23 protein-coding genes are annotated in these 25,284 nt (G+C 66.8%); 3 read left to right on the top strand and 20 right to left on the bottom strand.

The window, feature by feature from the left end; translation table 11 throughout:
- Positions 1-59 precede the first annotated feature (59 nt).
- The 13 genes from ACP7EY_RS04275 to ACP7EY_RS04215 form a co-directional block, all read right to left on the bottom strand.
- Positions 60-806 (bottom strand): rRNA pseudouridine synthase, encoded by a 747-nt coding sequence (locus tag ACP7EY_RS04275; protein ID WP_426190824.1) that lies wholly within the window; start codon positions 804-806, stop codon positions 60-62.
- Positions 803-1,834, bottom strand: a complete 1,032-nt coding sequence (ltaE, locus tag ACP7EY_RS04270; protein ID WP_426190822.1) for a low-specificity L-threonine aldolase — start codon at positions 1,832-1,834, stop codon at positions 803-805. The genes ACP7EY_RS04275 and ltaE overlap by 4 nt, the downstream gene beginning before the upstream one ends.
- Positions 1,831-2,727, bottom strand: coding sequence for a class I SAM-dependent methyltransferase (locus ACP7EY_RS04265; protein ID WP_426190820.1), 897 nt, complete (start codon positions 2,725-2,727; stop codon positions 1,831-1,833). The genes ltaE and ACP7EY_RS04265 overlap by 4 nt, the downstream gene beginning before the upstream one ends.
- Before the next feature lie 3 nt (positions 2,728-2,730).
- Positions 2,731-3,072 carry an ISC system 2Fe-2S type ferredoxin gene (gene fdx / locus ACP7EY_RS04260; RefSeq protein ID WP_426190818.1) on the bottom strand — a complete coding sequence of 114 codons (342 nt, stop codon included), beginning with the start codon at positions 3,070-3,072 and terminating at the stop codon, positions 2,731-2,733.
- Between the two features lie 143 nt (positions 3,073-3,215).
- Entirely contained in the window at positions 3,216-5,105 is a 1,890-nt protein-coding gene (hscA, locus tag ACP7EY_RS04255; RefSeq protein ID WP_426190816.1) for a Fe-S protein assembly chaperone HscA, read from the bottom strand.
- A gap of 77 nt (positions 5,106-5,182) precedes the next feature.
- Positions 5,183-5,698 carry a Fe-S protein assembly co-chaperone HscB gene (gene hscB, locus ACP7EY_RS04250; RefSeq protein ID WP_426190814.1) on the bottom strand — a complete coding sequence of 172 codons (516 nt, stop codon included), beginning with the start codon at positions 5,696-5,698 and terminating at the stop codon, positions 5,183-5,185.
- A 6-nt stretch (positions 5,699-5,704) separates the two neighbouring features.
- Positions 5,705-6,028 carry an iron-sulfur cluster assembly protein IscA gene (gene iscA, locus ACP7EY_RS04245; protein WP_426190812.1) on the bottom strand — a complete coding sequence of 108 codons (324 nt, stop codon included), beginning with the start codon at positions 6,026-6,028 and terminating at the stop codon, positions 5,705-5,707.
- Positions 6,029-6,040: 12 nt separating this feature from the next.
- A complete protein-coding gene (iscU, locus tag ACP7EY_RS04240; RefSeq protein ID WP_426190810.1) occupies positions 6,041-6,439 on the bottom strand; it encodes a Fe-S cluster assembly scaffold IscU in 399 nt (132 codons plus the stop codon).
- Between the two features lie 39 nt (positions 6,440-6,478).
- On the bottom strand, positions 6,479-7,735 hold the full coding sequence (locus tag ACP7EY_RS04235; RefSeq protein ID WP_426190808.1) for an IscS subfamily cysteine desulfurase: 1,257 nt from the start codon (positions 7,733-7,735) through the stop codon (positions 6,479-6,481).
- A gap of 33 nt (positions 7,736-7,768) precedes the next feature.
- Positions 7,769-8,266, bottom strand: coding sequence for a Fe-S cluster assembly transcriptional regulator IscR (gene iscR, locus ACP7EY_RS04230; RefSeq protein WP_426190806.1), 498 nt, complete (start codon positions 8,264-8,266; stop codon positions 7,769-7,771).
- A gap of 129 nt (positions 8,267-8,395) precedes the next feature.
- Entirely contained in the window at positions 8,396-9,187 is a 792-nt protein-coding gene (locus ACP7EY_RS04225) for a uracil-DNA glycosylase (RefSeq protein WP_426190804.1), read from the bottom strand.
- Between the two features lie 43 nt (positions 9,188-9,230).
- Entirely contained in the window at positions 9,231-9,905 is a 675-nt protein-coding gene (gene maiA, locus ACP7EY_RS04220) for a maleylacetoacetate isomerase (RefSeq protein WP_426190802.1), read from the bottom strand.
- Positions 9,902-10,972: a fumarylacetoacetate hydrolase family protein gene (locus tag ACP7EY_RS04215; protein ID WP_426190800.1), complete on the bottom strand. Its 1,071-nt coding sequence runs from the start codon at positions 10,970-10,972 to the stop codon at positions 9,902-9,904. Before ACP7EY_RS04215 ends, maiA begins: the two co-directional genes overlap by 4 nt.
- A 345-nt stretch (positions 10,973-11,317) precedes the next feature.
- On the opposite strand from ACP7EY_RS04215, the gene ACP7EY_RS04210 reads away from it, so the two are divergent.
- Both ACP7EY_RS04210 and ACP7EY_RS04205 read left to right on the top strand, forming a co-directional pair.
- On the top strand, positions 11,318-13,048 hold the full coding sequence (locus tag ACP7EY_RS04210; protein WP_426190798.1) for a methyl-accepting chemotaxis protein: 1,731 nt from the start codon (positions 11,318-11,320) through the stop codon (positions 13,046-13,048).
- Positions 13,045-14,421 carry a chemotaxis protein CheW gene (locus ACP7EY_RS04205; protein ID WP_426190796.1) on the top strand — a complete coding sequence of 459 codons (1,377 nt, stop codon included), beginning with the start codon at positions 13,045-13,047 and terminating at the stop codon, positions 14,419-14,421. The genes ACP7EY_RS04210 and ACP7EY_RS04205 overlap by 4 nt, the downstream gene beginning before the upstream one ends.
- Before the next feature lie 24 nt (positions 14,422-14,445).
- Here ACP7EY_RS04205 and ACP7EY_RS04200 read toward each other — a convergent pair whose 3' ends face one another.
- From ACP7EY_RS04200 to ACP7EY_RS04170, 7 genes are all read right to left on the bottom strand, one after another.
- Positions 14,446-15,657 (bottom strand): PA0069 family radical SAM protein, encoded by a 1,212-nt coding sequence (locus tag ACP7EY_RS04200; RefSeq protein WP_426191234.1) that lies wholly within the window; start codon positions 15,655-15,657, stop codon positions 14,446-14,448.
- A gap of 152 nt (positions 15,658-15,809) precedes the next feature.
- A complete protein-coding gene (locus ACP7EY_RS04195) occupies positions 15,810-17,009 on the bottom strand; it encodes a trypsin-like serine peptidase (protein WP_426190794.1) in 1,200 nt (399 codons plus the stop codon).
- Between the two features lie 140 nt (positions 17,010-17,149).
- Positions 17,150-17,767, bottom strand: a complete 618-nt coding sequence (locus ACP7EY_RS04190; protein WP_426190792.1) for a tRNA-uridine aminocarboxypropyltransferase — start codon at positions 17,765-17,767, stop codon at positions 17,150-17,152.
- A gap of 40 nt (positions 17,768-17,807) precedes the next feature.
- A complete protein-coding gene (locus ACP7EY_RS04185) occupies positions 17,808-19,523 on the bottom strand; it encodes a methyl-accepting chemotaxis protein (RefSeq protein WP_426190790.1) in 1,716 nt (571 codons plus the stop codon).
- A gap of 122 nt (positions 19,524-19,645) precedes the next feature.
- Positions 19,646-21,079: an efflux transporter outer membrane subunit gene (locus ACP7EY_RS04180; RefSeq protein ID WP_426190788.1), complete on the bottom strand. Its 1,434-nt coding sequence runs from the start codon at positions 21,077-21,079 to the stop codon at positions 19,646-19,648.
- A complete protein-coding gene (locus tag ACP7EY_RS04175) occupies positions 21,076-22,164 on the bottom strand; it encodes an HlyD family secretion protein (protein ID WP_426190786.1) in 1,089 nt (362 codons plus the stop codon). The genes ACP7EY_RS04180 and ACP7EY_RS04175 overlap by 4 nt, the downstream gene beginning before the upstream one ends.
- Before the next feature lies 1 nt (position 22,165).
- Complete coding sequence (locus ACP7EY_RS04170) at positions 22,166-23,827, bottom strand: MFS transporter (protein ID WP_426190784.1); 1,662 nt, start codon at positions 23,825-23,827, stop codon at positions 22,166-22,168.
- 223 nt (positions 23,828-24,050) lie between these two features.
- On the opposite strand from ACP7EY_RS04170, the gene ACP7EY_RS04165 reads away from it, so the two are divergent.
- The gene (locus ACP7EY_RS04165) at positions 24,051-25,274 is read left to right on the top strand and encodes a dienelactone hydrolase family protein (protein ID WP_426190782.1); all 1,224 of its coding nucleotides are present in this window, start codon (positions 24,051-24,053) and stop codon (positions 25,272-25,274) included.
- Positions 25,275-25,284: the final 10 nt, after the last annotated feature.

Genomic DNA, 25,284 nt, shown 5'->3' with positions numbered 1-25,284 from the left:
CTGTATGGCAGCACGCCATCCCCACTCTGTTCGCAAGCTAACCGAGTGACACCTTCCCCTTAAAAACGCTCGTATTCGTGCAGGTAGCGCCAGTGGCCGGACGGCAAGCTGGCCAGCGGCACGCGCCCGGCGCGCAGGCGCCGGGTCGACACCACCGTCAGGCCCACCATGCGGCACATGTGCAGCAACTGGCCGGGACGGATGCCCTTGCCGGCAAAGCGCAGCCGGGTTTCGTTCTGCCAGCTGGCCTTCATCGGCAGCAGCGGCTTGCCGTTGAAACTGAGGCCGTGATTGAGCAGCGCCAGGCCGCCTTCGCGGATGGTACCGGCCACTTCGACGACGAATTCCTGCTCGACCCGGGCCGCTTCATCGAGCAGCTTGCGGGTGACGCGGAAGTCCTGGGTGTACACCACCAGCCCGCTGGCGCGCTCGTCGAGCGGGGTCGTCACCGTCAGGTTGGCCAGGTGGCGCTTGAGGAAGCGCTGGTTGCCGTGTTCGGCCAGGATCAGGCTGTCCGGCGTGAGCAGCTTGATGGCCGCCTCGGCGTCGAGGCCGACGGGCTTGTGCAGCAGGATGGTGACGGGCACGATCTCGCTCAGGGTGGCGTGTTCGTGCAGCGTCACTTCCTGCTCGTCGGCCACGCGCGCACCGGCTTCTTCGACCACGGCGCCATCGACCAGCACCCAGCCGCCGGCGATGTATTTGTCCGCTTCCGCGCGCGAGCACGGCACCATTTCGGCGACCCGCTTGGCCAGGCGGATGGTGCCATCGTCTTCCTGGTGTTTTTTAAATTCGATCTCGCTCATGGGGTGACGTGCCAGTCCTTGAAAAATTCCGCGAAGGCGGCGACGACCTGGTCGACGTCGGCCTCGCTGATGTTGATATGCGTGACCAGGCGGGTGTGCTGGCCCACGGTGGCGCGGATGCGTTGGCGCAGCAGGGCCGCGCGCAAGCCGTCGACGGCCGCCGGCGGCACCTCGACATAAAAAATATTCGTCTGCGGCGTGGCCACCGTCAAGCCGTCGATCGCCGCCAGGCCACGCGCCAGGCGGGCGGCGTTGGCGTGGTCGTCGGCCAGGCGCGCGACATTGTGCTCGAGCGCGTACAGGCCCGCGGCAGCGAGAATGCCGGACTGGCGCATGCCGCCGCCGAGCATCTTGCGCCAGCGCTTGCCCTGCTCGATGAACGCTTTCGATCCCAGCAGCACCGATCCGACCGGTGCGCCCAGTCCCTTCGACAGGCACACGGAAATCGAATCGAAGCCCAGCGCCGCTTGCCGCAGCGTGATGCCCTGCTTGACGGCGGCGTTGCAGATGCGCGCGCCGTCGAGGTGGGTGGCCAGGCCGCGCTGGTGGGCGAAGGCGGTGGCCTCGGCCATATAGGCCTGGCCCAGCACCTTGCCGCCGATGGTGTTTTCCAGCGCCAGCAGGCGCGAACGAGCGAAGTGCATGTCGTCCGGCTTGATGTAATGGTCGATGTCGGCGATGGCAAGGCTGCCGTCGGCCTGGTTGGCGATCGGCTGCGGCTGGATGCTGCCCAGCACCGCCGCGCCACCGCCCTCGTATTTATAGGTGTGGGCGTCCTGCCCCACCAGGTATTCGTCGCCGCGCGCGCAGTGCAGCAGCAGCGCGATCAGGTTGGTCTGGGTGCCGGACGGGGCGAACAGGCCCGCTTCGTAACCGAACAAGTCGGCCGCGCGCTCCTGCAGCAGGTTGACGGTGGGGTCGTCGCCGTAGACGTCGTCGCCGACCGGCGCGGCGGCCATGACGGCGCGCATGGCCGCGTCGGGCACGGTGACGGTGTCGCTACGCAGGTCGATCCAGTGTTCGTTCATGGGGCTATCCCTTGCTGGTCGCGCGTTTTTGTGTAGAAGCGTTCGCCCATTTCTTCCAGGCCCAGCGTGGCCAGCACTTCCTGCAAGCGCTCGCTGGGGCGTTTTCTTGGCAGGTCCTGGTAGCTGGCGACGATCAACTCGTTTTTCATCGAGTGCTCCCAGCCCACCAGCTCCGTCACATTGACCTGGTAGCCGTGCGCCTCGAGCTGCAGGCAGCGCAGCACGTTGGTGACCTGGCTGCCGAATTCGCGCGTGTGCAGCGGGTGGCGCCATATTTCCGTCAGCGCGCTCTTGCCCAGGTCGCGGCCCTTGTTTTTTTTCAGGACGCTGGCCACTTCGGCCTGGCAGCACGGCACCAGTACCATGAACTTCGCCTTCTTTTTCAGGGCGAAGTCGATGGCGTCGTCGGTGGCGGTGTTACAGGCATGCAGGGCGGTGACGATGTCGATGCGCTCGGGCAGCAAGTGCGAATCGGTCGATTCGGCCACCGACAGGTTCAGGAAACGCATGCCAGGAAACGCCAGCCGGGTCGCCAATTCCTGCGATTTCGTCACCAGTTCTTCGCGCGTTTCGATGCCGTACAGGCGCGAGCCGTCGTCGAGGTGCTTGAAGAACAGGTCGTAGAGGATGAAGCCCAGGTAGGACTTGCCGGCGCCATGGTCGACCAGCGACACCTGGGGGTGATCCTGCTGGATCTGGCGAATCAGGGGCTCGATGAACTGCACCAGGTGGTACACCTGCTTGAGCTTGCGGCGGCTGTCCTGGTTGAGTTTGCCGTCGCGCGTGAGGATGTGCAGTTCCTGCAGCAGGGCCACCGACTGGCCGGGCCGCACTTCGGGCGGCAGGGCAAGGGGCGCGGCGGGCTTGGCCGCCCTGGAATCGGGTCGCTTCATGGATCAGTGATTCTTTTCGGCCGCGTGATTGATCGTGTACTTCGGAATTTCCACCACCAGGTCGGTGTCGGCGATGATCGCCTGGCAGGACAGGCGCGACACCGCTTCCAGGCCCCAGGCCTTGTCGAGCATGTCTTCTTCCGTCTCTTGCGGCTCGTTGAGCGAGGCATAGCCTTCGCGCACGAGCACGTGGCAGGTGGTGCAGGCGCACACGCGGTCGCAGGCGTGTTCGATCTCGATGTCGTTTTCCAGCAAAAGATCGCAGATCGATTTGCCGGCCGGCGCGTCGAGTACGGCGCCGTCAGGACAGAACAGGGGATGGGGCAGGATGACGATTTGCGGCACGGATAACCTCGTGAAAATAAGCGGGCAAAAGCAGCAAGCGGCTTTTGCCCGGGTGAGTCAGGGAAGGCCAGCGCTCGCCGACCTGGAAGTCGATGCGGCCGCTGGCAATATCGTTGTAATTTTACGCTGGTACGCCTGGATGCTTACACTTCGTCGAGCGTTTTGCCGGCCAGCGCCGTGCGCACGCTCTGGTCCATGCGGCGCGAGGCGAATTCTTCGGTGCCGCGCGCCAGCGCGTCGACGGCCTCGTGCAGCGCCGCCTGTACTGGCGCCACCTCGGCCGGGGTGCCCTCGGTGGCGGCGGCGGCCACGCGCACCTGCGCCATCAAGGCGGCGATGCTGGCGTGCTCTTCATCGCTGAGCAGACCCGCGTCGCCAGCGAGCGCCGACTCGGTGGCCAGCAAGATGCGCTGGGCCTCGACCTGCTCTTCGCGCAGCGCGCGCATGAGCATGTCGCCCGAGGCGGCACTGAACGACTCCTGCAGCATGCGCGCGACATCGTCGTCCTGCAAGCCGTACGAGGGCTTGACGGTGATCTGCGCTTCAACGCCGGAGCGGGTTTCGCGCGCCGCCACCGACAGCAAGCCGTCGGCGTCGACCTGGTAGGTAATGCGGATGCGGGCCGCGCCCGCCACCATCGGCGGAATCCCGCGCAGCTCGAAGCGCGCCAGCGAACGGCAGTCCGACACCAGCTCGCGTTCGCCCTGCAGCACGTGCACCGCCAGGGCCGTCTGGCCATCCTTGAACGTGGTGAACTCCTGCGCGCGGGCGCAGGGAATGGTCGAATTGCGGGGGATGATTTTTTCGACCAGGCCGCCCATGGTTTCGATCCCCAGCGACAGCGGGATCACGTCGAGCAGCAGCCAGTCGTCGCCCGCCGCGCGGTTGCCGGCCAGCAGATTGGCCTGGATGGCCGCGCCCAGCGCCACCACTTTATCGGGGTCGATATTGGCGTGCGGGATGGTCTTGAAATACTCGGACACGGCCAGTCGCACCTGCGGCATGCGGGTGGCGCCGCCCACCATCACCACGCCGTCGATGTCGTCGACCGACACGGCGGCGTCGCGCATGGCTTTTTTAATCGCCGTCATGGTCTTGGCGACCAGGTGGCGCGTCATGTCGATGAAGACCTCGGCCGTCACCGTCAGGTGCACCAGTTCGCCCGAATCGAGCATGGCGTCGATGGTGGTCGAGTCGTTCGTCGACAGCAGCTCCTTGGCCTGGCGCGCCTTGACCATCAGGGTGGCGGTGTCTTCGTCCGACAGCGGCGCCAGCCTGGCGTGCTCCATGATCCAGCAGAACAGGCGGTGGTCGAAATCGTCGCCACCGAGCGCCGAGTCGCCGCCCGTGGCCAGCACTTCGAAGACGCCCTTGGACAATTTCAAGATCGAGATGTCGAAGGTGCCGCCGCCCAGGTCATAGACGGCGAACACGCCTTCGCTGGCGTGATCGAGGCCGTAGGCGATCGCCGCGGCGGTCGGCTCCGACAGCAGGCGCAGCACGTTCAGGCCGGCCAGCTGGGCGGCGTCCTTGGTGGCCTGGCGCTGGGCGTCGTCAAAATAGGCGGGCACGGTGATGACCGCGCCGACGAGCTCGTCGCCCAGCGAATCCTCGGCGCGCTGGCGCAAGGTGGCGAGAATCTGCGCGGAGATCTCGACCGGGCTCTTGACGCCGGCCACGGTGCGAATCTGCACCATGCCGGGCGACTCCTGGAAATCGTAGGGCAGGTTTTCCGCGTGGGCGATGTCGGCCAGGCCGCGGCCCATGAAGCGCTTGACGGAGACGACCGTGTTTTTCGGGTCGCGCGTCTGCCACGCCTGCGCCTTGTGGCCGATGTGGGCGTGGCCGTTGGGCAGGTAGCGCACCACCGAAGGCAGCAGCGGACGGCCGTCTTCATCGCTGAGCACTTCCGGAATGCCGCTGCGCACGGTGGCCACGAGAGAATTGGTGGTACCGAGATCGATGCCCACGGCCAGACGGTGCTGGTGGGGGGCGGTGGACATGCCGGGTTCGGAAATTTGCAGGAGGGCCATGAGTGAGTCTTCGTGTTTTTTAATGGTAAAGCCAGGGACGGCAACGCTGGCGCGCCAGGTCCCCCGGACCGCGCCGGCTAGGCGTCGATGGCGGCGTAGGCGTGCTGCAGCTCTTCGCCGAATTTATCGAGGAACATCAATGCGCGCACGGTCTGGCCGGCGCCGGCAAAATCGGTCCCGTCGAGCTGGCGGCCCACTTCGGCCAATTGCGCCTTGCGCGCCGATTGGACCTGTTCGTCGAGGCCGTCGAGGGCCGCTTCGTCGCGCGCCGCGCACGCGTCGCCCAGCGCTTCGCGCCATTCCATCTGCTGCATCAGGAAGTCCAGCGGCATGGCCGTGTTCGATTCCGTCTGCAGGTCGACGCCGTGCAATTCGACCAGGTAGCGCGCCCGCTTCTGCGGGTTCTTCAAGGTTTGATAGGCCTCGTTGGCGCGCGTGGCCCACTGCATGGCGACACGCTTTTCGGCGTCGCCCGCGTTGACGAAGCGGTCGGGATGGACCTGGCCCTGGACGTCGCGGTAGGCGGCGTCGAGGGCCTTGCTGTCGACGTCGAAGCGCGCCGGCAGGTTGAACAGCTCGAAATGGTTCTGCATACGCCTTTAGATACGGAAGCTTTCACCACAGCCGCACTCGTCCTTGACATGCGGGTTGTGGAATCTGAAGCCCTCGTTGAGGCCCTCGCGCGTGAAATCGAGCTCGGTGCCGTCAATGTAGGGCAGGCTTTTCGGGTCGACGAATACCTTCACGCCGTGCGACTCGAACACCTGGTCTTCGTCGGCCGACTCGTCGACGTACTCGAGCTTGTAGGCCAGGCCCGAACAGCCGGTCGTGCGCACGCCGAACCGCAGGCCGATGCCCTTGCCGCGGCGTTCCATGAAGCGGTTGATGTGCTTGGCCGCTTTTTCGGTCAGTGTGATTGCCATGGGGCGCTCCGCTTAGTTGGCCGCCACGATCGCCGGGTGCTTGGTTTTGTAGTCGAGCACGGCGGCCTTGATGGCGTCTTCGGCCAGGATCGAGCAGTGGATTTTCACCGGTGGCAGCGCCAGCTCTTCGGCGATTTCCGTGTTCTTGATCGACAGCGCCTGGTCGAGCGTCTTGCCCTTGACCCATTCGGTCACCAGCGAGCTCGACGCGATGGCCGAACCGCAGCCGTAGGTCTTGAATTTTGCGTCTTCGATCAGGCCATCGGCGCCCACCTTGATCTGCAGTTTCATGACGTCGCCGCAGGCGGGCGCGCCCACCATGCCGGTGCCGATGCTGTCGTCGCCCTTGTCGAAGGCGCCCACGTTGCGGGGATTTTCGTAGTGATCCAACACTTTGTCTGAGTATGCCATTTTGATGCTCCTGAATTTTTTACACTGCTTGCAATGCGGTTAGTGGGCTGCCCATTGGATCGAAGCGATGTCGATCCCTTCCTTGAACATGTCCCACAGGGGCGACAGTTCGCGCAATTTGTGCACCTTCGACTTGAGCAGCGCGATGGCGAAATCGATGTCCGCCTCCGTCGAGAAGCGGCCGATGGTAAAGCGGATCGAGCTGTGCGCCAGTTCGTCGCTGCGGCCCAGGGCGCGCAGCACGTAGGACGGCTCCAGGCTGGCCGAGGTGCAGGCCGAGCCGGACGACACGGCGATGTCCTTGATCGCCATGATCAGCGACTCGCCCTCGACATAATTGAAGCTGACGTTGAGGTTGTGCGGCACGCGGTGGTCCATGTCGCCGTTGATATACACCTCTTCGATTTCCTGCAGGCCCTTGGCGAGCCGGTCGCGCAGCGCGGTGACGCGGGTGATCTCGCTGTCCATTTCTTCGCGCGCCAGGCGGAACGCTTCTCCCATGCCGACGATCTGGTGGGTCGCCAGGGTGCCCGAGCGCAGGCCCCGCTCGTGGCCGCCGCCGTGCATCTGCGCTTCCAGGCGCACGCGCGGCTTGCGCCGCACGTACAGGGCGCCGATGCCTTTCGGGCCATAAGTTTTATGGGCGGTGAACGTCATCAGGTCGACCTTGCTGTTGGCCAGGTCGATGGCGACCTTGCCCGTCGCCTGCGCGGCGTCCGAGTGGAAAATGATGCCGCGCGCACGCGTCACGGCGGCCAGTTCCTCGATCGGCTGGATGACGCCGATTTCATTGTTGACCAGCATGACCGAGACGAGGATGGTGTCCGGGCGGATCGCCGCCGTCAATTGCTCGACGGTGATCAGGCCATTCGCCTGCGGTTCCAGGTAGGTTGCCTCGAAACCCTGGCGTTCCAGTTCGCGCACGGTGTCGAGCACGGCCTTGTGCTCGGTCTTGACGGTGATGATGTGCTTGCCGCGGGTCTTGTAGAAGTGCGCCGCACCCTTGATGGCCAGGTTGTTCGATTCGGTGGCGCCCGAGGTCCAGATGATTTCACGGGGATCGGCGCCCACCAGCCTGGCCACGTCGACGCGCGCTTCCTCGACGGCCGCTTCGGCCGTCCAGCCATACATGTGGCTGCGCGAGGCGGGATTGCCGAACTGCTCGCGCAGGTAGGGAATCATCTTGTCGGCCACACGGGGATCGATCGGCGTGGTGGCCGAATAATCCATGTAAATAGGGAAATGCGGGGCGGTCACAAAGCTGTGTTCGAGGTTCTTGTCCAAAGGCGCGTTCATTCTTATCACTCCAGTATGCTCAATCTTGCAGGGTCACTCTTGTATTGCGGCGGCGTGGTTGCGGTGCATGACCACGACGGCTTGTTCGGGGTTGTGGGCGTGCTGCAACTTTTGCTGCTGCTGGTCGACCAGGTCCTGCAGCGACACCGAGTCGAGGTAGTCGACCATTTTCTCGTTGAGCGTGGACCACAATTCGTGGGTCATGCAGCGCGCGCCCGTGGCCGGATCAGCGCCGTGGCAATTGTCCTTGCCGCCGCACTGGGTGGCGTCGAGCGGCTCGTCGACGGCGATGATGATGTCGGCCACCGTCACCTTGTCGGCCTTGCGGGCCAGGCTGTAGCCGCCGCCGGGACCGCGGATCGACTCGACGATGGCGTGGCGGCGCAGCTTGCCAAACAACTGCTCCAGGTACGACAGCGAAATGGCCTGCCGCTGACTGATGCCCGACAACGTGACCGGACCCTTGCCCTGGCGCAGGGCAAGATCGATCATGGCTGTCACGGCAAATCGGCCTTTGGTGGTCAGACGCATCGCTTCCTCGGGGTCAATGGTAAAATATTGTCCATTCGCATTTAATCCCATCAGCCCCATGCAGCGTGGATTGACCGGATTAGTTGAATGATTTAGTCAAGTATATCAAATCCCCGCCCGCTTGTCTTTTCACCCCCCGTTTTTGCCCCCGCGCGCGCGCAGCAGTTGCATGGGACCAAATAGCGCCTGCATGCCCGGATGCACGATGAACGACAGGTTGTAGGGATGCTCGGCGCATAACTGGCCCAGCGCCTGCGCCTCCGGCAGCGTTTTGAGCTGCTCGGCGATTTTTCCCCACAACACCAGTTGCGCCCCGCTGCCGGCCAGCGCCGCCAGCACCGTGCGCAGGAAGGGCTGCCAGGCGCGCGCCTCGACGGGCGGCGCCACGTGGGGGCGAAACACCAGGGCGGCGTTGAGTAACAAGAACCCTTCGTCGAGCAGATTGTCTTGCAACTGGTCCATGGTGGCGATGGCGCCGTCGGCGCGCGCCGCCGCCACCGCCGGCGCCAGCGCGGCGCCGCTGGTGGCGTCCCCCTGCAGGCGACCGTCCGCCACCAGCAGCATCTTGACGAAATTGCGCAGCGAGGTGGCGCGGTTGACGCTCCTGGACAGGCCCGTCTCGCTCCACAACTGCGCCACCGCGCCGTCCATGAAGCACACCCCCGTGGCCGACTGCGCGCGCGGGTACGGCCCCTCCCCCACCAGCACGTAGCGTACCCGTGGCAGGGGCAGGCGGAAGGCGGCGAACAAGCGGTTTTCAGTGGGCAGGTACTGGTCGCGCGCGAGCGCCGGCAGGTAGGCCGGATCGGCCGCGGCGACCCGGCGCAAGCCGTCTTGCAGGATGGGGCGCCAGCTGGCGTCGGCCAGCGCCAGGGCGTCGATGAAGACCGTCGGCAGGTCCGCTGAGGGGGAAATATGCATGGGGCGAGATGATAAGCGAAACGGCGGGGCCGTGCGCCCCGCCCTACTCGGCGTCCGGCTGCGCGCCCGGCTGGGCCGCCTGGAACGCCGGCAGTTGCGCACAGCGGGCGTCGATCGCCTCGATCAGCGGCCAGGCCGCGACGTCGAGCGCGAAGCGGCGCGCATTGAACACCTGCGGCACCAGGCAGCAGTCGGCCATCGACGGAGCGTCCCCCACGCAGAACTGGCCGGGGGCGACGTCGGCGTGGCCGGGATGGGCCAGGTGCCGCTCGAAGGCGTCCAGGCCTTCGCGCACCCAGTGGCGGTACCAGTCGTTCCGGGCCGACTCGTCGACCTGGAAGGTGGCGGCCAGGTGCTGCAGCACGCGCAAATTGCACAGCGGGTGGATGTCGCAGGCGACCAGCAGCGCCAGTTCGCGCGTGCGCGCGCGCGCCAGCGCCCCCTGCGGCAGCAGCGGCACGCCCGGGTGGGTCTCGTCGAGGTACTCGATGATGGCCAGCGACTGGGTGATGGTGGCGGTGCCGGCGCCGCTGCCGTCGTCGATCTCGAGCGATGGCAGCAGCGCGCTGGGATTGACCGCCCGGTAGGCGGCGCTGCGCTGCACGCCGCCGTCGCGCAGCAGGTGCACGGGCACCGCCTCGTAAGACAAGCCCTTCAGATTGAGGGCGATGCGCACGCGGTAGGCGGCCGAACTGCGAAAGTAGGTGTAGAGCTTCATGGGGCCGCCGCGCGCAGGCGGGCCGCGATCGGGCGGGCGTCGGCGTCGGCGCCGGCTGCGTCGTAGCGCACCACGTCCTGGTCGATGGCGCCGAACACGCTGGCGCCGTCGGCGTCGAACATCTCGATGCGCACATTGTCGCCAAAGCGCAGGAAGGGCGTGGTCGGCATGCCCTTTTCGATCGTTTCATACATGCGCACTTCGGCCAGGCAGCAGTAGCCGACGCCACCGTGGCCGATGCTTGAGCCGTGCAGATTGCCCTGCTTGTTCGACACCGTGCCCGAGCCGATGATGGTGCCAGCGGCCAGTTCGCGGGTGCGGGCGGCGTGCGCCACCAGCCGGGCAAAATTGAAAGTCATGTCCTCGCCCGCGTTGGGCTTGCCAAACGGCAGCGTGTTCAGGGCCACGTGCAATGGCAGGCACAGTTTATGGTCGCGCCAGGCCGCGCCCAGTTCGTCGGGCGTCACCGCCACTGGCGAAAAGGCGCTGGCCGCCTTCGACTGGAAAAAGCCGAAGCCCTTGGCCAGTTCGTTGGGAATGAGATTGCGCAGCGAGACGTCGTTGACCAGCATCAAGAGGCGGATCGCGCCGGCGGCGCAGGCCAGGTCGGCGCCCATCGGCACGTCGCCCGTGATGACCGCCACCTCGGCCTCCAGGTCGATGCCCCAGGCTTCGTCGAGCGCGTAGATCGGGTCCCACGGGCCGACGAAGGCGTCCGAGCCACCCTGGTACATCAGCGGGTCGGTGTAGAACGAGGCGGGCACCTCGGCATTCCTGGCCTTGCGCACCAGCTCGACGTGATTGATGTAGGCCGAGCCGTCGGCCCACTGGTAGGCGCGCGGCAGCGGCGAATGGCAGTCTGACTCGATGAACGGCTCCGTCGATGGCGCGCCGTCGTTGAGCGCCTCGTAGACCGCCTGCAGGCGCGGCGCGATGCGCTCCCAGTGGTCGAGCCCGTACTGCAAGGTGGGGCTGATGTCGGGCACGCGCCGGCACACGTGCAGCTTGCGGTCGACCACCACCAGCACGCCGTCGCGGCTGCCGTCCTTGAGGGTGGCCAGCTTCATGGTCGCACCGCGATTGTGGCGGTGCCGGGGCGGGCGGTCGTGTCAGTCATGGTCGGGGTCTCCGGGCAGGCGGTAAGGACCTCTATTAGAAAGCATATCTGGTCATGATACAAATATTTCTTGCTTATATCGCAATCTGTATCGTATCTCGGCCATGAATGCCCCGCCATTGACCCGCGATACAAGGCGAGTCGATCCATGTCAGCCTGAATAATCCGTTTGAAGTATTGTCCGTAATTTTGCCGCACGGTAACATTATGATCAGACATTCAGTCCGTCTGCCCGGCTGGGGGGGGGCGCTCAATGCGACTTCAACTACGATCATATATGTGCATGGAATCAAACATGGATACCTACGCTGCCACCGCAGCCTCGCCCGACGGCGTAACGATGGCGAGCACGGCGCAAGCCGTGTTCGCCGCCATCAACCTGACGCACTGCGTGGCCGAATTCGACACGGGCGGCAAACTGCTGCACGCGAACGACACCTTTCTGCGCACCATGGGCTACACGGCCGTCGAGTTGACGGGCTTGCATCACAGCCAGCTGTGCATCGCCGGGTTCGCCCATTCGGGGGCCGCCACCGCATTCTGGTCGCGCCTGCTCGCGGGCATTCCGGAACACGGCGAACACCTGCGCGTGACGGCCAGCGGCGCGCGCATCTGGCTCGATGCCTGCTATTGCACGGTCAAGGACGAAGACGGCAACGCCGTCAAGGTGGTCATGCTGGCATCCGACATTACCGAGGCGAAGGCGCGCGCCGCCGATTTCGACGGCAAGGTCCAGGCCATCGAACGGGTCCAGGCCACCATCGAGTTCGACCTGACGGGCCGCATCCTGCACGCCAACGACAATTTTTTGCGCGCGCTCGGCTACACCCTCGACGAAGTGCAGGGCCAGCACCACCGCATGTTTTGCGACGTGCAATTTGCCCATTCGACCGAGTACCAGTTGTTCTGGGAGCGGCTGGGACGCGGCGAATTCAACGCCGGCGAATACCGCCGCCTCGACAAGCACGGCAAGGATGTGTGGATCCTGGCGTCCTACAACCCGATCTTCGACGCCGAAGGCAAGCCCGTCAAGGTGGTCAAGTACGCCACCGACGTGACGGCGCAGAAGGAACGCAATGCCGAGATCGAGGGCAAGCTCGACGCGATCGGCCGCTCGCAGGCGGTGATCGAGTTCGACCTGCGCGGCAATATCCTCAGCGCCAACCCGAATTTCCTGCGCGTGATGGGCTACGGTGAGGAAGAAGTGGTCGGCCACCATCACAGCATGTTTTGCGAAACGGCCATGGTGCAAAGCGCCGCCTACCGCGAATTCTGGAGCGACCTGGGCCAGGGCAGCTTCCAGTCGGGCCGTTTTCCGCGCCACGCCAACCATGGCGCCGAGGTGTGGATCCTGGCCACCTACAATCCCATCCTCAACAGCCTCGGCAAACCGTACAAGGTGGTCAAGTTCGCCATGGACATCAGCGACCAGGTGGCGCGCGAACAGCTCATCGTCAGCAAGGTCAAGGCGATGACCTCGGTGCTCGACCAGTTGGGCCAGTCGGTGGGCAGCATCGCCGACAGTTCGCTGCGCTCGAGCCAGATGGCGACCCAGACGCGCGAGCAGGCCGCCGACGGCGCGCGCCTGCTGACCCGCTCGCGCGAAGCGATCGGCGCCATCGAGCAGTCCTCGAAAGACGTGCACGAGATCATCGACACCATCAGCGACATCGCCGGCCAGACCCACCTGCTGGCCTTCAACGCCGCCATCGAGGCGGCGCGCGCGGGCGAGCATGGCCTGGGCTTTTCCGTGGTGGCCGACGAAGTGCGCAAGCTGGCCGAGAAGTCGGCCATGGCGGCGCGCGAAATCGCCAAGCTGATCAACGAGACCGTCAACCGCGTCGAAGAGGGCAGCCGCCTCTCGACCGAGGTCGAGCAGGCCTTCGGCCATATTGTCTCGTCGGTCGAGGCCACCTCCGATTCGATCCGCCAGATCCACGCGGCCACCTCGTCGCAGGACAGCGCCACCCACGATGCGGCCAACTTGCTGGCCGACCTCGAACGCACCGCCGTGGCCAGGCAGTGAGCAGCCCGACCGACGCCACCAGCGGCGCGGCCACCGTGCAACTGGTGCTGGCCGATGCGGGCGCGGTGGTGCTGGCGGTCGCCGTCGAGGCGGTCGCCGGCGCCGTCGCCTGGCCTGCCCGACTCGACCGCCTGCCACGCCGGGGCGGCGCCGTCTGCGGCGTGCTCGACTACTTCGGCCAGGCCATTGCGCTGCTCGACCTGGCGCTGTGGGTCGACCTGGGCACGCCATCGGCGACGCCCCGCAGCTACCAGCGCGCGCTGGTGCTGCACCAGGGCGGGCGCATGGTGGCGATCGGCGTCGACCAGGTGCGCGGCCTGCAGCGGGTGGCGCACACCGCCATCGAGCAACTGAGCCATGATGATGACCCCCAGCAAATCTTTCATAGCACCGTGCGCTGCGCCGGCGTCGCCGGCCTGGCCTGCCTGCTCGACGTCGACCGCCTGATGGCCCTGGCGCAAACCTGGAGCGACGGCGCCGAGACGGGCGCCCGCCATGACGGCGCCGCTGGCGCCAGCGCCAGCGTGGCGGCGCCAGCGGCGGCGCCACGCACCTACGGCGTGGTGGCGGGCAATGGTTGCAGGATCGCCTTTCCCATTAACGACCTGGCCGAGGTACTGCCGGTGCCGCCGCTGCTGCCGTTCCACTCGCCCCTGAGTGAAGGGCTGTGCCAGTGGCGGGGCCGTCACGTGCCCGTCACCAGCATCGCCAAGTGCTTTCCCGCGCTGTGGGCGGACGGATCCGCGCCGGCGCCCCTGCTGGCGATTTTGCAGCGCGACGGCCTGCTGCTGGGCATGCTGATCGACCAGGTGCCCGACATCGTCCAGTTGCCGGCGGCGGACACGACGGCCGACAGCATCCAGGCCGATGCCGACGGCGCCTTGATTCACCTGCCGTCGATGGCGGCCCTGCACGCGCGCTTTCCCGAGACGGTGCTCAGCCGCGAAGGCGCCACCGGCGCGCCGGTTACCACCACCGCCACCAACGTGGGCAGCCACCTGGTGTACGAGGCCGCCAGCACCGCCTCGACGCCCCTTGACGGCATCGAAGCGGTGCTGGACCTGCCGCCGCTGCCGCCGGGCGCGACCGAGATGGCCTGGCGCGGCGCACCGCTGGCCTTGCGCGATCTGCGCGCAGCACCGGGCCCGGCCGGCACGGTGATCGTGTTGCGTGACGCGCAGCCGGCGCAGGGCTATATCGTCGACGCCGTGCGCACACTGGTGCGCGAGCGCAGCGCCAGCGTCTCGCACATCGCCGTCGCCGGACGGGGCGCGATCGAACTGCTCACCACCGGCACCGGCGCCGGACGCGCCACCTACGTCGTCGGCGACCTGGCCAAGCTGGCAAAATTGGCGGCACCGGCAGCGCCCTGAGCGGGGCCGTGGCGGCGGGCGGCGCTAAAACAGATCGAGCTGGCCGGCGCGCCGCGCCGCCGCAGCCGGCGTGGCCGGCACCACGCGGGGGCGCACAAACTGCGTGCAATCGAGTGTTTCGTGGCGCCGGCCGCTGACGATCAAGCCGTACTTCTTTGCGGCCAGGCTAAAGCGCTGGGCAATCAGGTCGGCCCAGACGCCCTCGCCGTGCATGCGGCTGGCAAAGTCCGCCTCGTAGTCCTTGCCGCCGCGCATTTCCCGGATGCGGTTCATGACGCGCGCGGCGCGCTCGGGAAAGTGCGCCTGCAGCCATTGCTGGAACAGGGTGTTGACTTCCCATGGCAGGCGCAACACCGTGTAATGGGCAGCGCTCGCTCCGGCGTCGGCGGCCGCCTGCAGGATGGTTTCGATCTCCGGTTCGGTCACGAACGGAATGATGGGCGCCACGCTGACGCTGCAGGCGATGCCCGCGTCGACCAGGGTGCGGATGGTGCGCAGGCGGCGCGCCGGCGCCGCCGCGCGCGGCTCGAGCGTGCGCGCGATGGCCGGGTCGAGCGTGGTGAGGGTGATGGCCGCCAGCGCCAGGCCCTGCCGGGCCATCGGCGCCAGGATGTCGATGTCGCGCTCGATCAGCGCCGACTTGGTGATCACGCCCACGGGGTGGGCGCATTCGTGCAAGACCTCGAGCACCCGGCGCGTGATGCCCAGCTCGCGCTCGCACGGCTGGTAGGCGTCCGTGTTGACCCCGAGGGCGATCGATTCGGGCACATAGCCGGGCCGCGCCAGCTCGCGCCGCAACAACGCGGGGGCGTTGACCTTGGCGAACAGCCGGGTTTCGAAGTCGAGCCCGGGAGACAGGCCCAGGTAGCTGTGCGAGGGCCGGGCAAAGCAATAAATGCAGCCGTGTTCGCAGCCCCGATACGGGTTGAGCGACACATTGAAGGGGATGTCGGGCGAGGCGTTGCGGCTGAGGATGGTTTTGGCGACTTCGTCGGTGACGATGGTACGCAAGCGCGCCGGGGGCGGCGCCGAGTGCGCCGAGTCCGGGTTGCCAGCGCCAGTGTCGTCGCCGTCGCGGTCGCCGTCGCCGCCGCCGGCACCATCGCCCGCGTCGCTGCCATCGTCCTGCGGCCAGCCGTCGTCGACGGCCTCGCGGGTGTCGACCTCGTAGCGCCCCTGCAGATTGGACACCGCGCCCCTGCCCTTGCGGGCTGCCAGCGGGCGTGGCGGCAGCATCACGTGCTCGTCGACGGGCTCGACGGTTCGTTGTTGGCGATCATTCACGGGGCACCCTGACTGTACGTTTATACAGTATTTTACGCCCGTCCCTGACGCAATTCAAGCGCCGCTGAAGGCGGCACTGGCATTGCCGCCCACGCAGCCGTGCCTTAGTTACAGTTGCCGCTGCGCGCGCCGCACACGGAATTGAACAGCTGTACCCAGCGGGCGTCGAGAATGGACGATCCCTGCACCTTCGGCGCTTCGCTCACGTAGCCGTACGACGTGATACCGACGACGCGGTTGCTGCCCGTCTGCAGGCCGGTGCCACCACCGGTTTGCAGCACCTGGAAGTTTTGCACCCACGGGCCGCCGCTGGAGCCGCCGCGGGCGTCGGAGCCGTATTCGACGTTGTTCGGCTCGGTTCGCTGGAAGCCGTTGCTGGTGACGTTCTGCATTTTTTGGCAGGCGTCCAGATTGCAGGGGTAACCGAGCTTGGAGGTGTGGTTCTGCTGCAGGCTGTTGGTCTGCCAGCCCAGCCAGCCGGTGACGTTGCCCAGTTTGACGGCGGCGCCGCCCGTGCTCAGGGGCTGGTCGTCGAACTCGATCATGGCGTAGTCGGCCGCATTGGGCACCACGTCATTGCCGGTCGCCCAGGCATAGGTGGTGCTGACCAGGCGCCAGTTCCAGGCCTTGAAGGGGGCGGCGCCGTCGCGGTAGGCGGGGACGAACACGAAGTCGCTGTAGAAGCCGGTGGCCAGGTTGCCCGAGTGGACGCAGTGACCGGCGGTGGCCACCACGCGGCGCTGGATGACCGAGGCCGAGCACAGGTAGGGCGCCCCGTTGATGGAGAAGAACAGCTTGCCCACCGTGCGGTACGGGTAGGCGCGGTCGGCCGAATAGGCGGCGGCGGCACCGGTGAACAGGGGGAATACCCGGCTGCTGGTGAAGTAGGCGCCGAAGGTGCCGGCGGCGCTGGGGGTGACGTCCAGCGCATTGGTGACGGCGGCCGTGACGGGGCCCTCGGTGACGGCGAGGCTGGGGCTGCGGGGATCGAGCGAGGCGAACAGGTTCAGCACCGCCCCGTTGACCTCGACGCTGGGCAGACCAGGGTCGCCCGACTGCGGCTTGCCCGCCGCCGCCGCTGGCGCGGCAAGGCTTTCGTGGCGCTGGCCGGGCGCCGCCAGCGGCAGATCGAGTGCCTTGGCGGCCTGGAAGCGGGCCGGGGTCCAGTAGGTATTGGGCAACAGGGCCGACACCGTGTTGGTTTTCGTGACGGGGCCTTGCGCCGGCGCCGCGCGGGCCACACCCACGCCGGCCGCATACCAGATCGACGCCAGTGCGCCGACCATCAACAGAGCTTTCTTCATTTTTTATTCCTCGCAGTCGTGATCAATCAGGGAGATGCGAAGTCGATGTTAGCGAGGTATGCGCGCTGGGTCGGCGCGATCGGCAGCAGGTCTGATCGCGCTCAACAGTTGAGGCCGATACTGTGCTAGCGGCAATGAATCTAGGAAATTTTGGCGTACGCCGCCTGTTGATCGACGAAGCCGTCGAAGGCGCGCAGCAGCCCTTGCAGGCGTGCCGGGCCGGCGTCATCGCCCTGCAAGGCGGACAGGGCGTACGCGGCCGCTTCGAAACTCGACAGCTGGTCCGGCGCATGGGCCTTGCGGATGCGGTAGTGCGAGGCGGGCATCTGGCGCAGCGCCAGGCGGGGCAAGGTGGCCAGCAGTGGATTGAGATGCAGCATCTTGCGGCTCTTGCGCCAGGTGCCGTCGAGCACCACCAGGCGCCGGCCGGCGGCCGCGCCCCGTCCCGGATCAGGCTGGACCGGGTCCGCTGGCGCGCCCGGTTCCTGCGGATACAGCAGCAGCGGCGTGCGCCCGTCCGCGCCCAGGTGCGCGGCCAGGACGGTGCGGTCGAAGGCTTCGCCGGTGAGCATGACGCTGCCCGGCACACACAAATGCAGCAGGCGCGCGCTGCCCTTGGCATTGCGCACTTCGAGCGGATGTTGCAGGATCAGCAGGCTGGTATCGAAGGCCTGGGCGGCGATCCAGCGGCAAATGCAGGTCGTTTGCGGACGCAAACAGGTGGGACAGACGGCGCGGCGGGTGCAATCAATGCTCATGGGCGCGAGCATACGCAGGCACGCCGCCCGCCGCAAGCGCTCAGAACTCTTCCCACTCGTCCTTGGCCGCGCTCGCCGCTGGCGCGGGACGGCGCAACGCCGCCGAACGGGGCGCCGGCGAGGCCGCTGGCGCTGGCGCCACCGGTGCCAGCACCGGGCGGGCCGCCTTGGCCATCGATGGCCGGGTCGCTGCCGCCCCCCGTGGCGCGGCCGCCACCAGGTTGAGCTTGAACACGCCGACCACGCCGGTCAGGCGGGCGGCCTGCTCCTGCATCGAGGTGGCGGCCGCGGCCGCCTCTTCCACCAGGGCGGCGTTCTGCTGGGTGACCGAGTCCATCTGCGTGATCGCCATGTTGACCTGCTCGATGCCCTCGCGCTGCTCATCGCTGGCGGTGGTGATTTCATTCATGATGTTGGTCACGCGGGTGATGCTGGCGACCACTTCATCCATGGTCTGGCCGGCCTGCGCCACCAGCCGCGAGCCCGTATCGACCTTGTCGACCGAATCGCCGATCAGGGTCTTGATTTCCTTGGCGGCGGCGGCCGAGCGCTGGGCCAGGTTGCGCACCTCGGAGGCGACGACGGCGAAGCCGCGCCCCTGCTCGCCGGCCCGGGCTGCCTCGACGGCGGCGTTCAGGGCCAGGATATTGGTTTGAAAGGCGATGCCATCGATGACGCCGATGATGTCGACGATCTTGCGCGCCGATTCGTTAATGGCGCCCATCGTGTCGACCACCTGCGACACCTCGGCGCCGCCGCGGCTGGCCACTTGCGACGCGCTGATCGCCAGTTGATTGGCCTGGCGGGCGTTGTCGGCATTGAACTTGACGGTCGAGGTCAGCTCTTCCATCGACGACGCCGTCTCTTCCAGCGCGCTCGCTTGCTGCTCGGTGCGGGCCGACAGGTCCATATTGCCCGAGGCAATTTCGCTCGAGGCCGTACCGATCGTTTCGGTGCCTTCGCGCACTTCGCCGACAATCCGCACCAGGCTGTCGTTCATGGTCTTGAGCGCGCCCATCAACTGACCCGTTTCGTCGCTGCTCGTCACCACGATGTTGCTGGTGAGGTCACCGGCCGACACCGTCTCGGCCACCCGCACCGCTTCGCGCAGGGGGACGGTAATGGCGCGGCTGATCATGAAGGCAAAGCCGATTCCTATCAGCACGGCAAACGCGCTCACCGCGATCATCATGGTGCGCGCGCTCTCGTACTGGCCGCGGATGGAGTTGGCGGTGACGTCGACTTCGTCGCGCTGCCCCTGCGTCATCTTGGCCAGCGCGGCCAGGTAGGTGCTGCGCGCGCCGACCATCTCGTTGGTGTAGATCGCTTTGGCGGCCTCGGCATTGCCGGCGGCCTTCTCCTTGAAGACCTTGGCGCGCGCGCCAGTGTAGGCGGTGCGGGCGGCCAGCACCTCGGCCAGGCGGGCTTTTTCGCCAGGCTGATCGAGTAATTCGGTCAACTTGTTCTGAATCTCGGTGGCGTGCGCCGAGGACACTTTCATCAAGGCCTCCACGGTGGCCTGGTCGGCCGGATCGACCGCCAGGTACGCGGCCGTGGTACGCGCCGCGTTCACTTCCACCACGAGCTGCCACTGGTCGATCAGGCGTTCGTTGCGCACCTGGTCCTGGACCAGCCCGTCGGTCAGCTTGCTGGCAGTGCGCATGTGCGAGATGGCGAAGGCGCTGACGGCCACCAGCAGCACGAGCACGGCGGCGAATCCAAGAGCCAGGCGGGCGCCTATATTCAGATTTTTCATATCAATATTCAGTTAATGCAAGGAAACTTTATGGTAGCAGGAAAAGTCCAAACCGCACCAAATAGTTGCATTAAATCAAGGCTTTTTTGCTACAAAATGGCGCACAACCTAGCTATTCATGATTATTGTGCACCATCTTGGGTCGATAAAATCCAGCCGCCACCCAGCGCCCGGAACAAATCCACGCGCGCCACCAGCACCGCGGCGCGCAGTTGCAGCACGGCCTGGTCGGCGGCAAAGCCGTTGCGCTGGGCGTCGAGTTCTTCCAGGTAGGAGGCGTAGCCGTTGGCATAACGCTTGTGGGCCACCCGCAGCACCTCGGCCGCCGCCTGTTGGCGTTGCACCGTTTCGGCCAGCTGCGCGTCAAGCCGGTGCACGGCGCCGAGCGCGTTGTCGGTGTCGGCGAAGGCGCTGCGCACCACGCTTTCATAGCCGAGGATGGCGCGGTCGCGGGCGGCGGCGGCGATGTCGGCCTGGGCTTGCAGGCGGCCGCCGTCGAGCAGGGGCGCGAGCACGCTGCCGCCCACGCTCCACAACAGCGTCGGGGCGTTGAGCAACTGGGTCAGCGAATAGGCCTGCAGGCCGGTGCCGGCGTTCAAGCGCACCGATGGCAGCATCTGCGCGCGCGCCGCGGCCAGGCTGGCGTCGAGCGCCACCACGGCCAGTTCGGCCTGGACGATGTCGGGCCGGCGGCGCAACAGGCTCGACGGCAAGCCGGCGGCAATCGCCGGCGCCGCCAGCTGCCCGAGACTGGCGCCGCGCGCAATGACCGCGCCGGCGCTTCCCACGCTGGCGCCGGTCAGCACGGCCAGGGCGTTTTCCTGCTGGGTGATGCTGCGTTCTAACTGCGGCAGCACGGCGGCGGTGACGTGGTATTCCGCCTGCGCCTGCGCCCAGTCCAGGCGCGAGCTGTAGCCCACCTCGAACTGGCGCCGCGCCAGCGCCAGCGAGCGCTCGCGCGAGACCAGGGTGGCGCGCGCCAATGCCAGCTGGGCGTCCAGTCCGCGCAAGTTCAGGTAGCCCGACGCCGTGCTGGCGGCCACCGACAGCGCGGTGGCGGCGGCCAGCGCCTGCTGCGCGCCCAGCTCGGCGCGCGCGGCCGCCGTGGTGGTGGCCAGCTTGCCAAACAGATCGAGCTCATAGCTCGATTGCAGATTGCCAGCCAGCGAGGTCGCTTCCACCGGCGTGCCGAAGGCGCCGATGGCGCGTGCGCGCCCGGGCGCCAGGCTGGCGTTCAAGGTGGGCTGGCGCGCGCTGTCGGCCAGGCGTACGCGGGCCTGAAATTCCTGCAAGCGAGAAATGGCGATCCGCACATCGCCATTTCTCGCCAGCGCCGTTTGCACCAGCTCGGCCAGCAGCGGGTCGCCGAATGCGCGCCAGAAAATGGCCTCGGCTGCGCTGGCGGGCACGGAAGCGCTGCCTTCACCGCCGCTGCGGTACGCGGCCGGTATCTGCAGCGTCGACGGCGGCGGCGGCGCCGTGCTCAAGGGGCTGCAGCCAGCCAGGGTCATCAAGCTCAGCAAACCCGGTACGGCCCGGCCGCGCCAGCCGCTCATGGCTGCGCCGCCGGCCGCGACGGGCCCGGTGCGGTGTCGATATTGACCACCACCGACATGCCCGGACGCAGCTTGCCGGCCAGCGCCTGCTGCGGGTCGATGCTGATGCGCACGGGGATGCGCTGGGCAATCTTGACGTAGTTGCCGGTGGCGTTGTCGGGCGTGAGGACGGAAAACTCCGATCCGGTCGCCGGTGAAATGCGCTCGACATGGCCGTTCAGGCGGGCGTTGTCGAAGGCGTCTATGCGCAGGCTGGCCGGCTGGCCGATGGCGATGCGGGCCATCTGCGTTTCCTTCATGTTGGCGATCACCCACAATTGCTCGGGCACGATGGCGGTGACCTGGGCGCCGGCGTTGACGTAGCCGCCCTGGCGCACCGTCACCTGGCCCAGCTGGCCGTCACGGGGGGCCAGCACGCGCGTGTTCGACAGCTCGATCTGCGCCAGTTTCAGCACCGCCTCGGCATTGGCGACGGCCGCTTCGAGGCTGCCCCGCCCTACCGTGACGGTTTGCAGCCCCTGGCGGGCGATCTCGAGCGCGGCGCGCGCCTGGGCGCCACCGGCCACGCTCTGGGCCCGCGCCGCGCGGGTCGAATCGCGTTCGCGCGCCGACAGCGAACCATCGGCGGCCAACTCTTCCACCCGGCTCACATCGGCGGCGGCGCGCGCGGCCTGGGCATCGGCGTTGGCCACGGCCGCCTCGCCCTGGCGGATGGTGGCCTCGGCGCTGCCGCGCGCATTGGCCGAGTTGGCCAAGGCCGACCGGGCGGCGGCCAGTTGCGCGCTGGCCTGCTCGACTTTCTGCTGGTAGATCCGATCGTCGAGCCGCATGATCAGCGCGCCCTGCCGGACCGGCTGAAAATCCTGCACCGCCACGTCCACCACGTAGCCCGACAACTGCGGGCTGATGATCGTCACCTGCCCCCGCACCAGGGCGTTTTCCGTGCTCTGGATGGTGCTGTGAAACGGCGGCAGATTCCAGGCGTACAGCACGACGAGCACGCCGGCGACGGCGATGCCGCCAAAAATCAAGGCGCTCAGGACAACTTTGCGGCGTGGGCTGTCGGCGGGCAGTGGTGCTTTCATATCAGTCCGTTACGGGTTCAGGGGTGGGTGGCGGCGCGACCAGGGGCGCCGGCTTGTTGACATGGAGCCAGGCCGCGTGCAGGAAAATCCACGCGGCGGTGGCCAGGGCGATGACGCAAATAAGCAGAAACACATCGTTGTAGGCGAGCACATTGGCTTCGCGGGTGGCGCTGGCCGACAGCGTGGCCAGGCTGCGCCCGCTGCGCGCGGCCGGGTCAGCCAGCAGCCGGCCGTAGGCGCCGGCGCCGGCCTCGATGCGGGCGGCCACCAGCGGGTCGAGGCGGCTCAGTTGTTCGACCAGCACGCTCGAATGGAATTTTTCGCGGGCCACCTGGAAGGTGCCCAGCACGGCCGAACCGATCAGTCCGCCCAGATTCTGGCTGAGGCCGAAAATCACGGAAAAGCTGATCAGGTTCGATGGATTGGCGATCACCCCGCCGATCAGCGCAATGAGCGAGGGGCCGATAAAAAAGGCGCCGCCGAACGCCAGCAGGGCCTGGCTGAAATACATTTGCGCCGGCCGCGTCATGCTGTTGGCGCGCGAATCGAGCCAGGCGCCCGCCGCCATCAGCAACAGGGCGAACACCACCGGGGCGGTCAGGTGCGCCAGCGACAGCGTCATCGCGCTGAGCAAAATCCCGGCGATGGTGGCGGCCAGCACGATCATGAACAGCGTCTGCATCTGGTCGTTGTTCAGGCCCAGGCCGCGCAGGAAGCCGACCGCGCCCGTGCCCTGCTCGGACAGCACCACGCGAATGAGTATCATCGACAACACCAGCCGCACGATGTCGGCGCTGGCCAGCCAGCGCGTGTTCAACAGGGGCCGCGCGCGATTGTGTTCGACGCAGATGGCCCCCGCCAGCAGCACGATGGCGCCGGCCAGCGCCCAGCCGATCCACGGCGTTTCGAACCACCACAGCAGGCGGCCGAACGTGAGCGCCGCGCACAACAGCGCCATGCCCGGTGCGAACAGGCCGAAGGTGACGAAGTCCATTTTTTCAAACGTCCTGACGCGGTCGCCCGGCGGCAGTTTGAGCAGCAGCACGCAACCGAGCGCCACCATCGTCAGGCCCAGTTCGAACAGGTACAAGCCGCGCCATTCGGCAAATTCGAGCAGTTCATCGGAGAAGATATACGCCAGCGGCAGCGCCAGCTGCGACACCCCCACCGCCAGCACCAGGCCGCGCAGGCGGATCACCTTGGGGAACGCTTGCATGATGTAGTACAGGCCCAGCGTCGACAGCGCCGCGCCCGCCATACCGTGGGCGGCGCGCACCGCGATGGCCGAATACAGATCGTGCACGAACAGGTGGGCAAAGGTGACGAGCGCGTACACCACCAGGAAAAACTCGGTGAACAGGCGCAAGCCGAACTGCTGACGAAATTTCACCAGCAGCAGATTCATCGACACATTCGTCATCACGTAGGCGGCCGGCAGCCAAGCCGTCTCGGTGCCGTAGGCGCCCAAGCTGCCCTGCAGGGCGATCAGGTTGACGGAGACGAGGGCATTGCCCAGCCCCCCGGTGAGGCTGACAAGTATGCCGACCAGCAAGTAGCAGAACCGCAACCAGGTGGGATGATTCGGCGTCGATGGCGAACCGGGCAACATCGGCTTTTCGTCGGCGGCCCATTCGACGGGAGCGTAGTGGTTCGGCGCAGTCATCGGGCACGCATGGATTGGCGAAGCAGGCGCATTTGCGGCGGACTCATCAAATGTTCAAAATTTAGTGTTCTGCCAACGCACGAAAAATTACTTGGCAGTATTGGCAATCGTGTATTGCTCTGGAAATTTCCGCTGCTTAGAATAAAATTATTCCAGCCGGAAATTTCAGCACGGTATATATATTGCTATGGTCCGCGTCCTTCCCTCTGTTCGCAATACCACCTTGGGCTTTATTGTTTGCCTGACGCTGCTGCCGACGCTGGCGGCAGAACACGTGCAATTGCTCGATTATCGCTTGAATGAGCAAATCTTTCAGGTGCCGGCTGGAAAGGGTGGCCATGCCCGCCTGCAAACCACGGTATTCCGCCCCGACGGTCCCGGCCCCTTCCCCTTGATCATCATCAATCATGGCAAGGATGCCGGCGCCCCCGCCCAGCAGGCGCGCGACCGCTTCATCTACATGGCCACCGCCTTCGTCAAGCGCGGTTACGCGGTGATGGTGCCAATGCGGCGCGGCTTCGCCGGCTCGACCGGACGCTACGTGGAGTACGGCTGCAACATGACCGCCAACGGGCTTGGCCAGGCCAGCGATGTGCGCGACACCCTCGATTTCGCCCGTGGCCTGCCCTTCATCGACAGCGAGCGCATCGTCGTCGCCGGCCAGTCCTACGGCGGCCTGGCCACCATCGCCATGGGCACCCAGGACGCGCCGGGGGTACGCGGCCTGATCAATTTTGCCGGCGGCCTGCGCGACAACACCAACCGCTGCGACTGGCGGGCCGCACTGGTGCGCGCGATGGCGCACTACGGCAGCGCCAACCGGCTGCCCTCCTTGTGGATGTACGGTGAAAATGATTCGCTGTTCAGTCCCGAACTGGCCAGCCGCATGCACCAGGCGTATGTGCGCGCGGGCGGCGACGCCCGGCTGGTCGAGTACGGCGCGTTCCGCCGCGACGCCCATGGCCTCATCGGCAGCCGCGACGGCGAAAAAATCTGGTGGGCGGACACCGCGCGTTTCCTGACCCGCATCGGCATGCCGACGGCTGAACTGTACGCGGTGGCGCCGGCGCCATCGATGCCGAAAAGCGACTTCGCGCCGCTCGACGATGTCGACGCCGTGCCCTTCCTGCACGCGGCGGGCAAACTGGCCTACCGCGAGTACCTGGGCAAACTCAGTCCGCGCGCGTTCGCCCTGTCGGCCAACGGCGCCTGGTGCTGGGCCGAGGACGGCGAAGACCCGGACGTGCGCGCGCTGGCCACCTGTGAAGCGAAAGGCGGACAGCGCTGCCGCCTGTATTCGGTCGACAACAATGTGGTCTGGCGCGACGACAGGCCGGTCGATACGCGCATGGCGACGCTGGCGGCGGCCGTTGCCGGCGCCAAGGGGGCCGCCGGCAATGCCAGCACCAGCGCCGCCGTCGGCGGCAGCGCCAGCGACGGGAAATAAGCGCGCTCCA

It is taken from the genome of Massilia sp. DWR3-1-1 (assembly GCF_049898325.1).
Classification (GTDB): Bacteria; Pseudomonadota; Gammaproteobacteria; order Burkholderiales; family Burkholderiaceae_D; genus JAFCUW01.
Note: the sequence above shows the minus strand (reverse complement) of the source record. Positions and strands in the feature narration are given on the sequence as shown.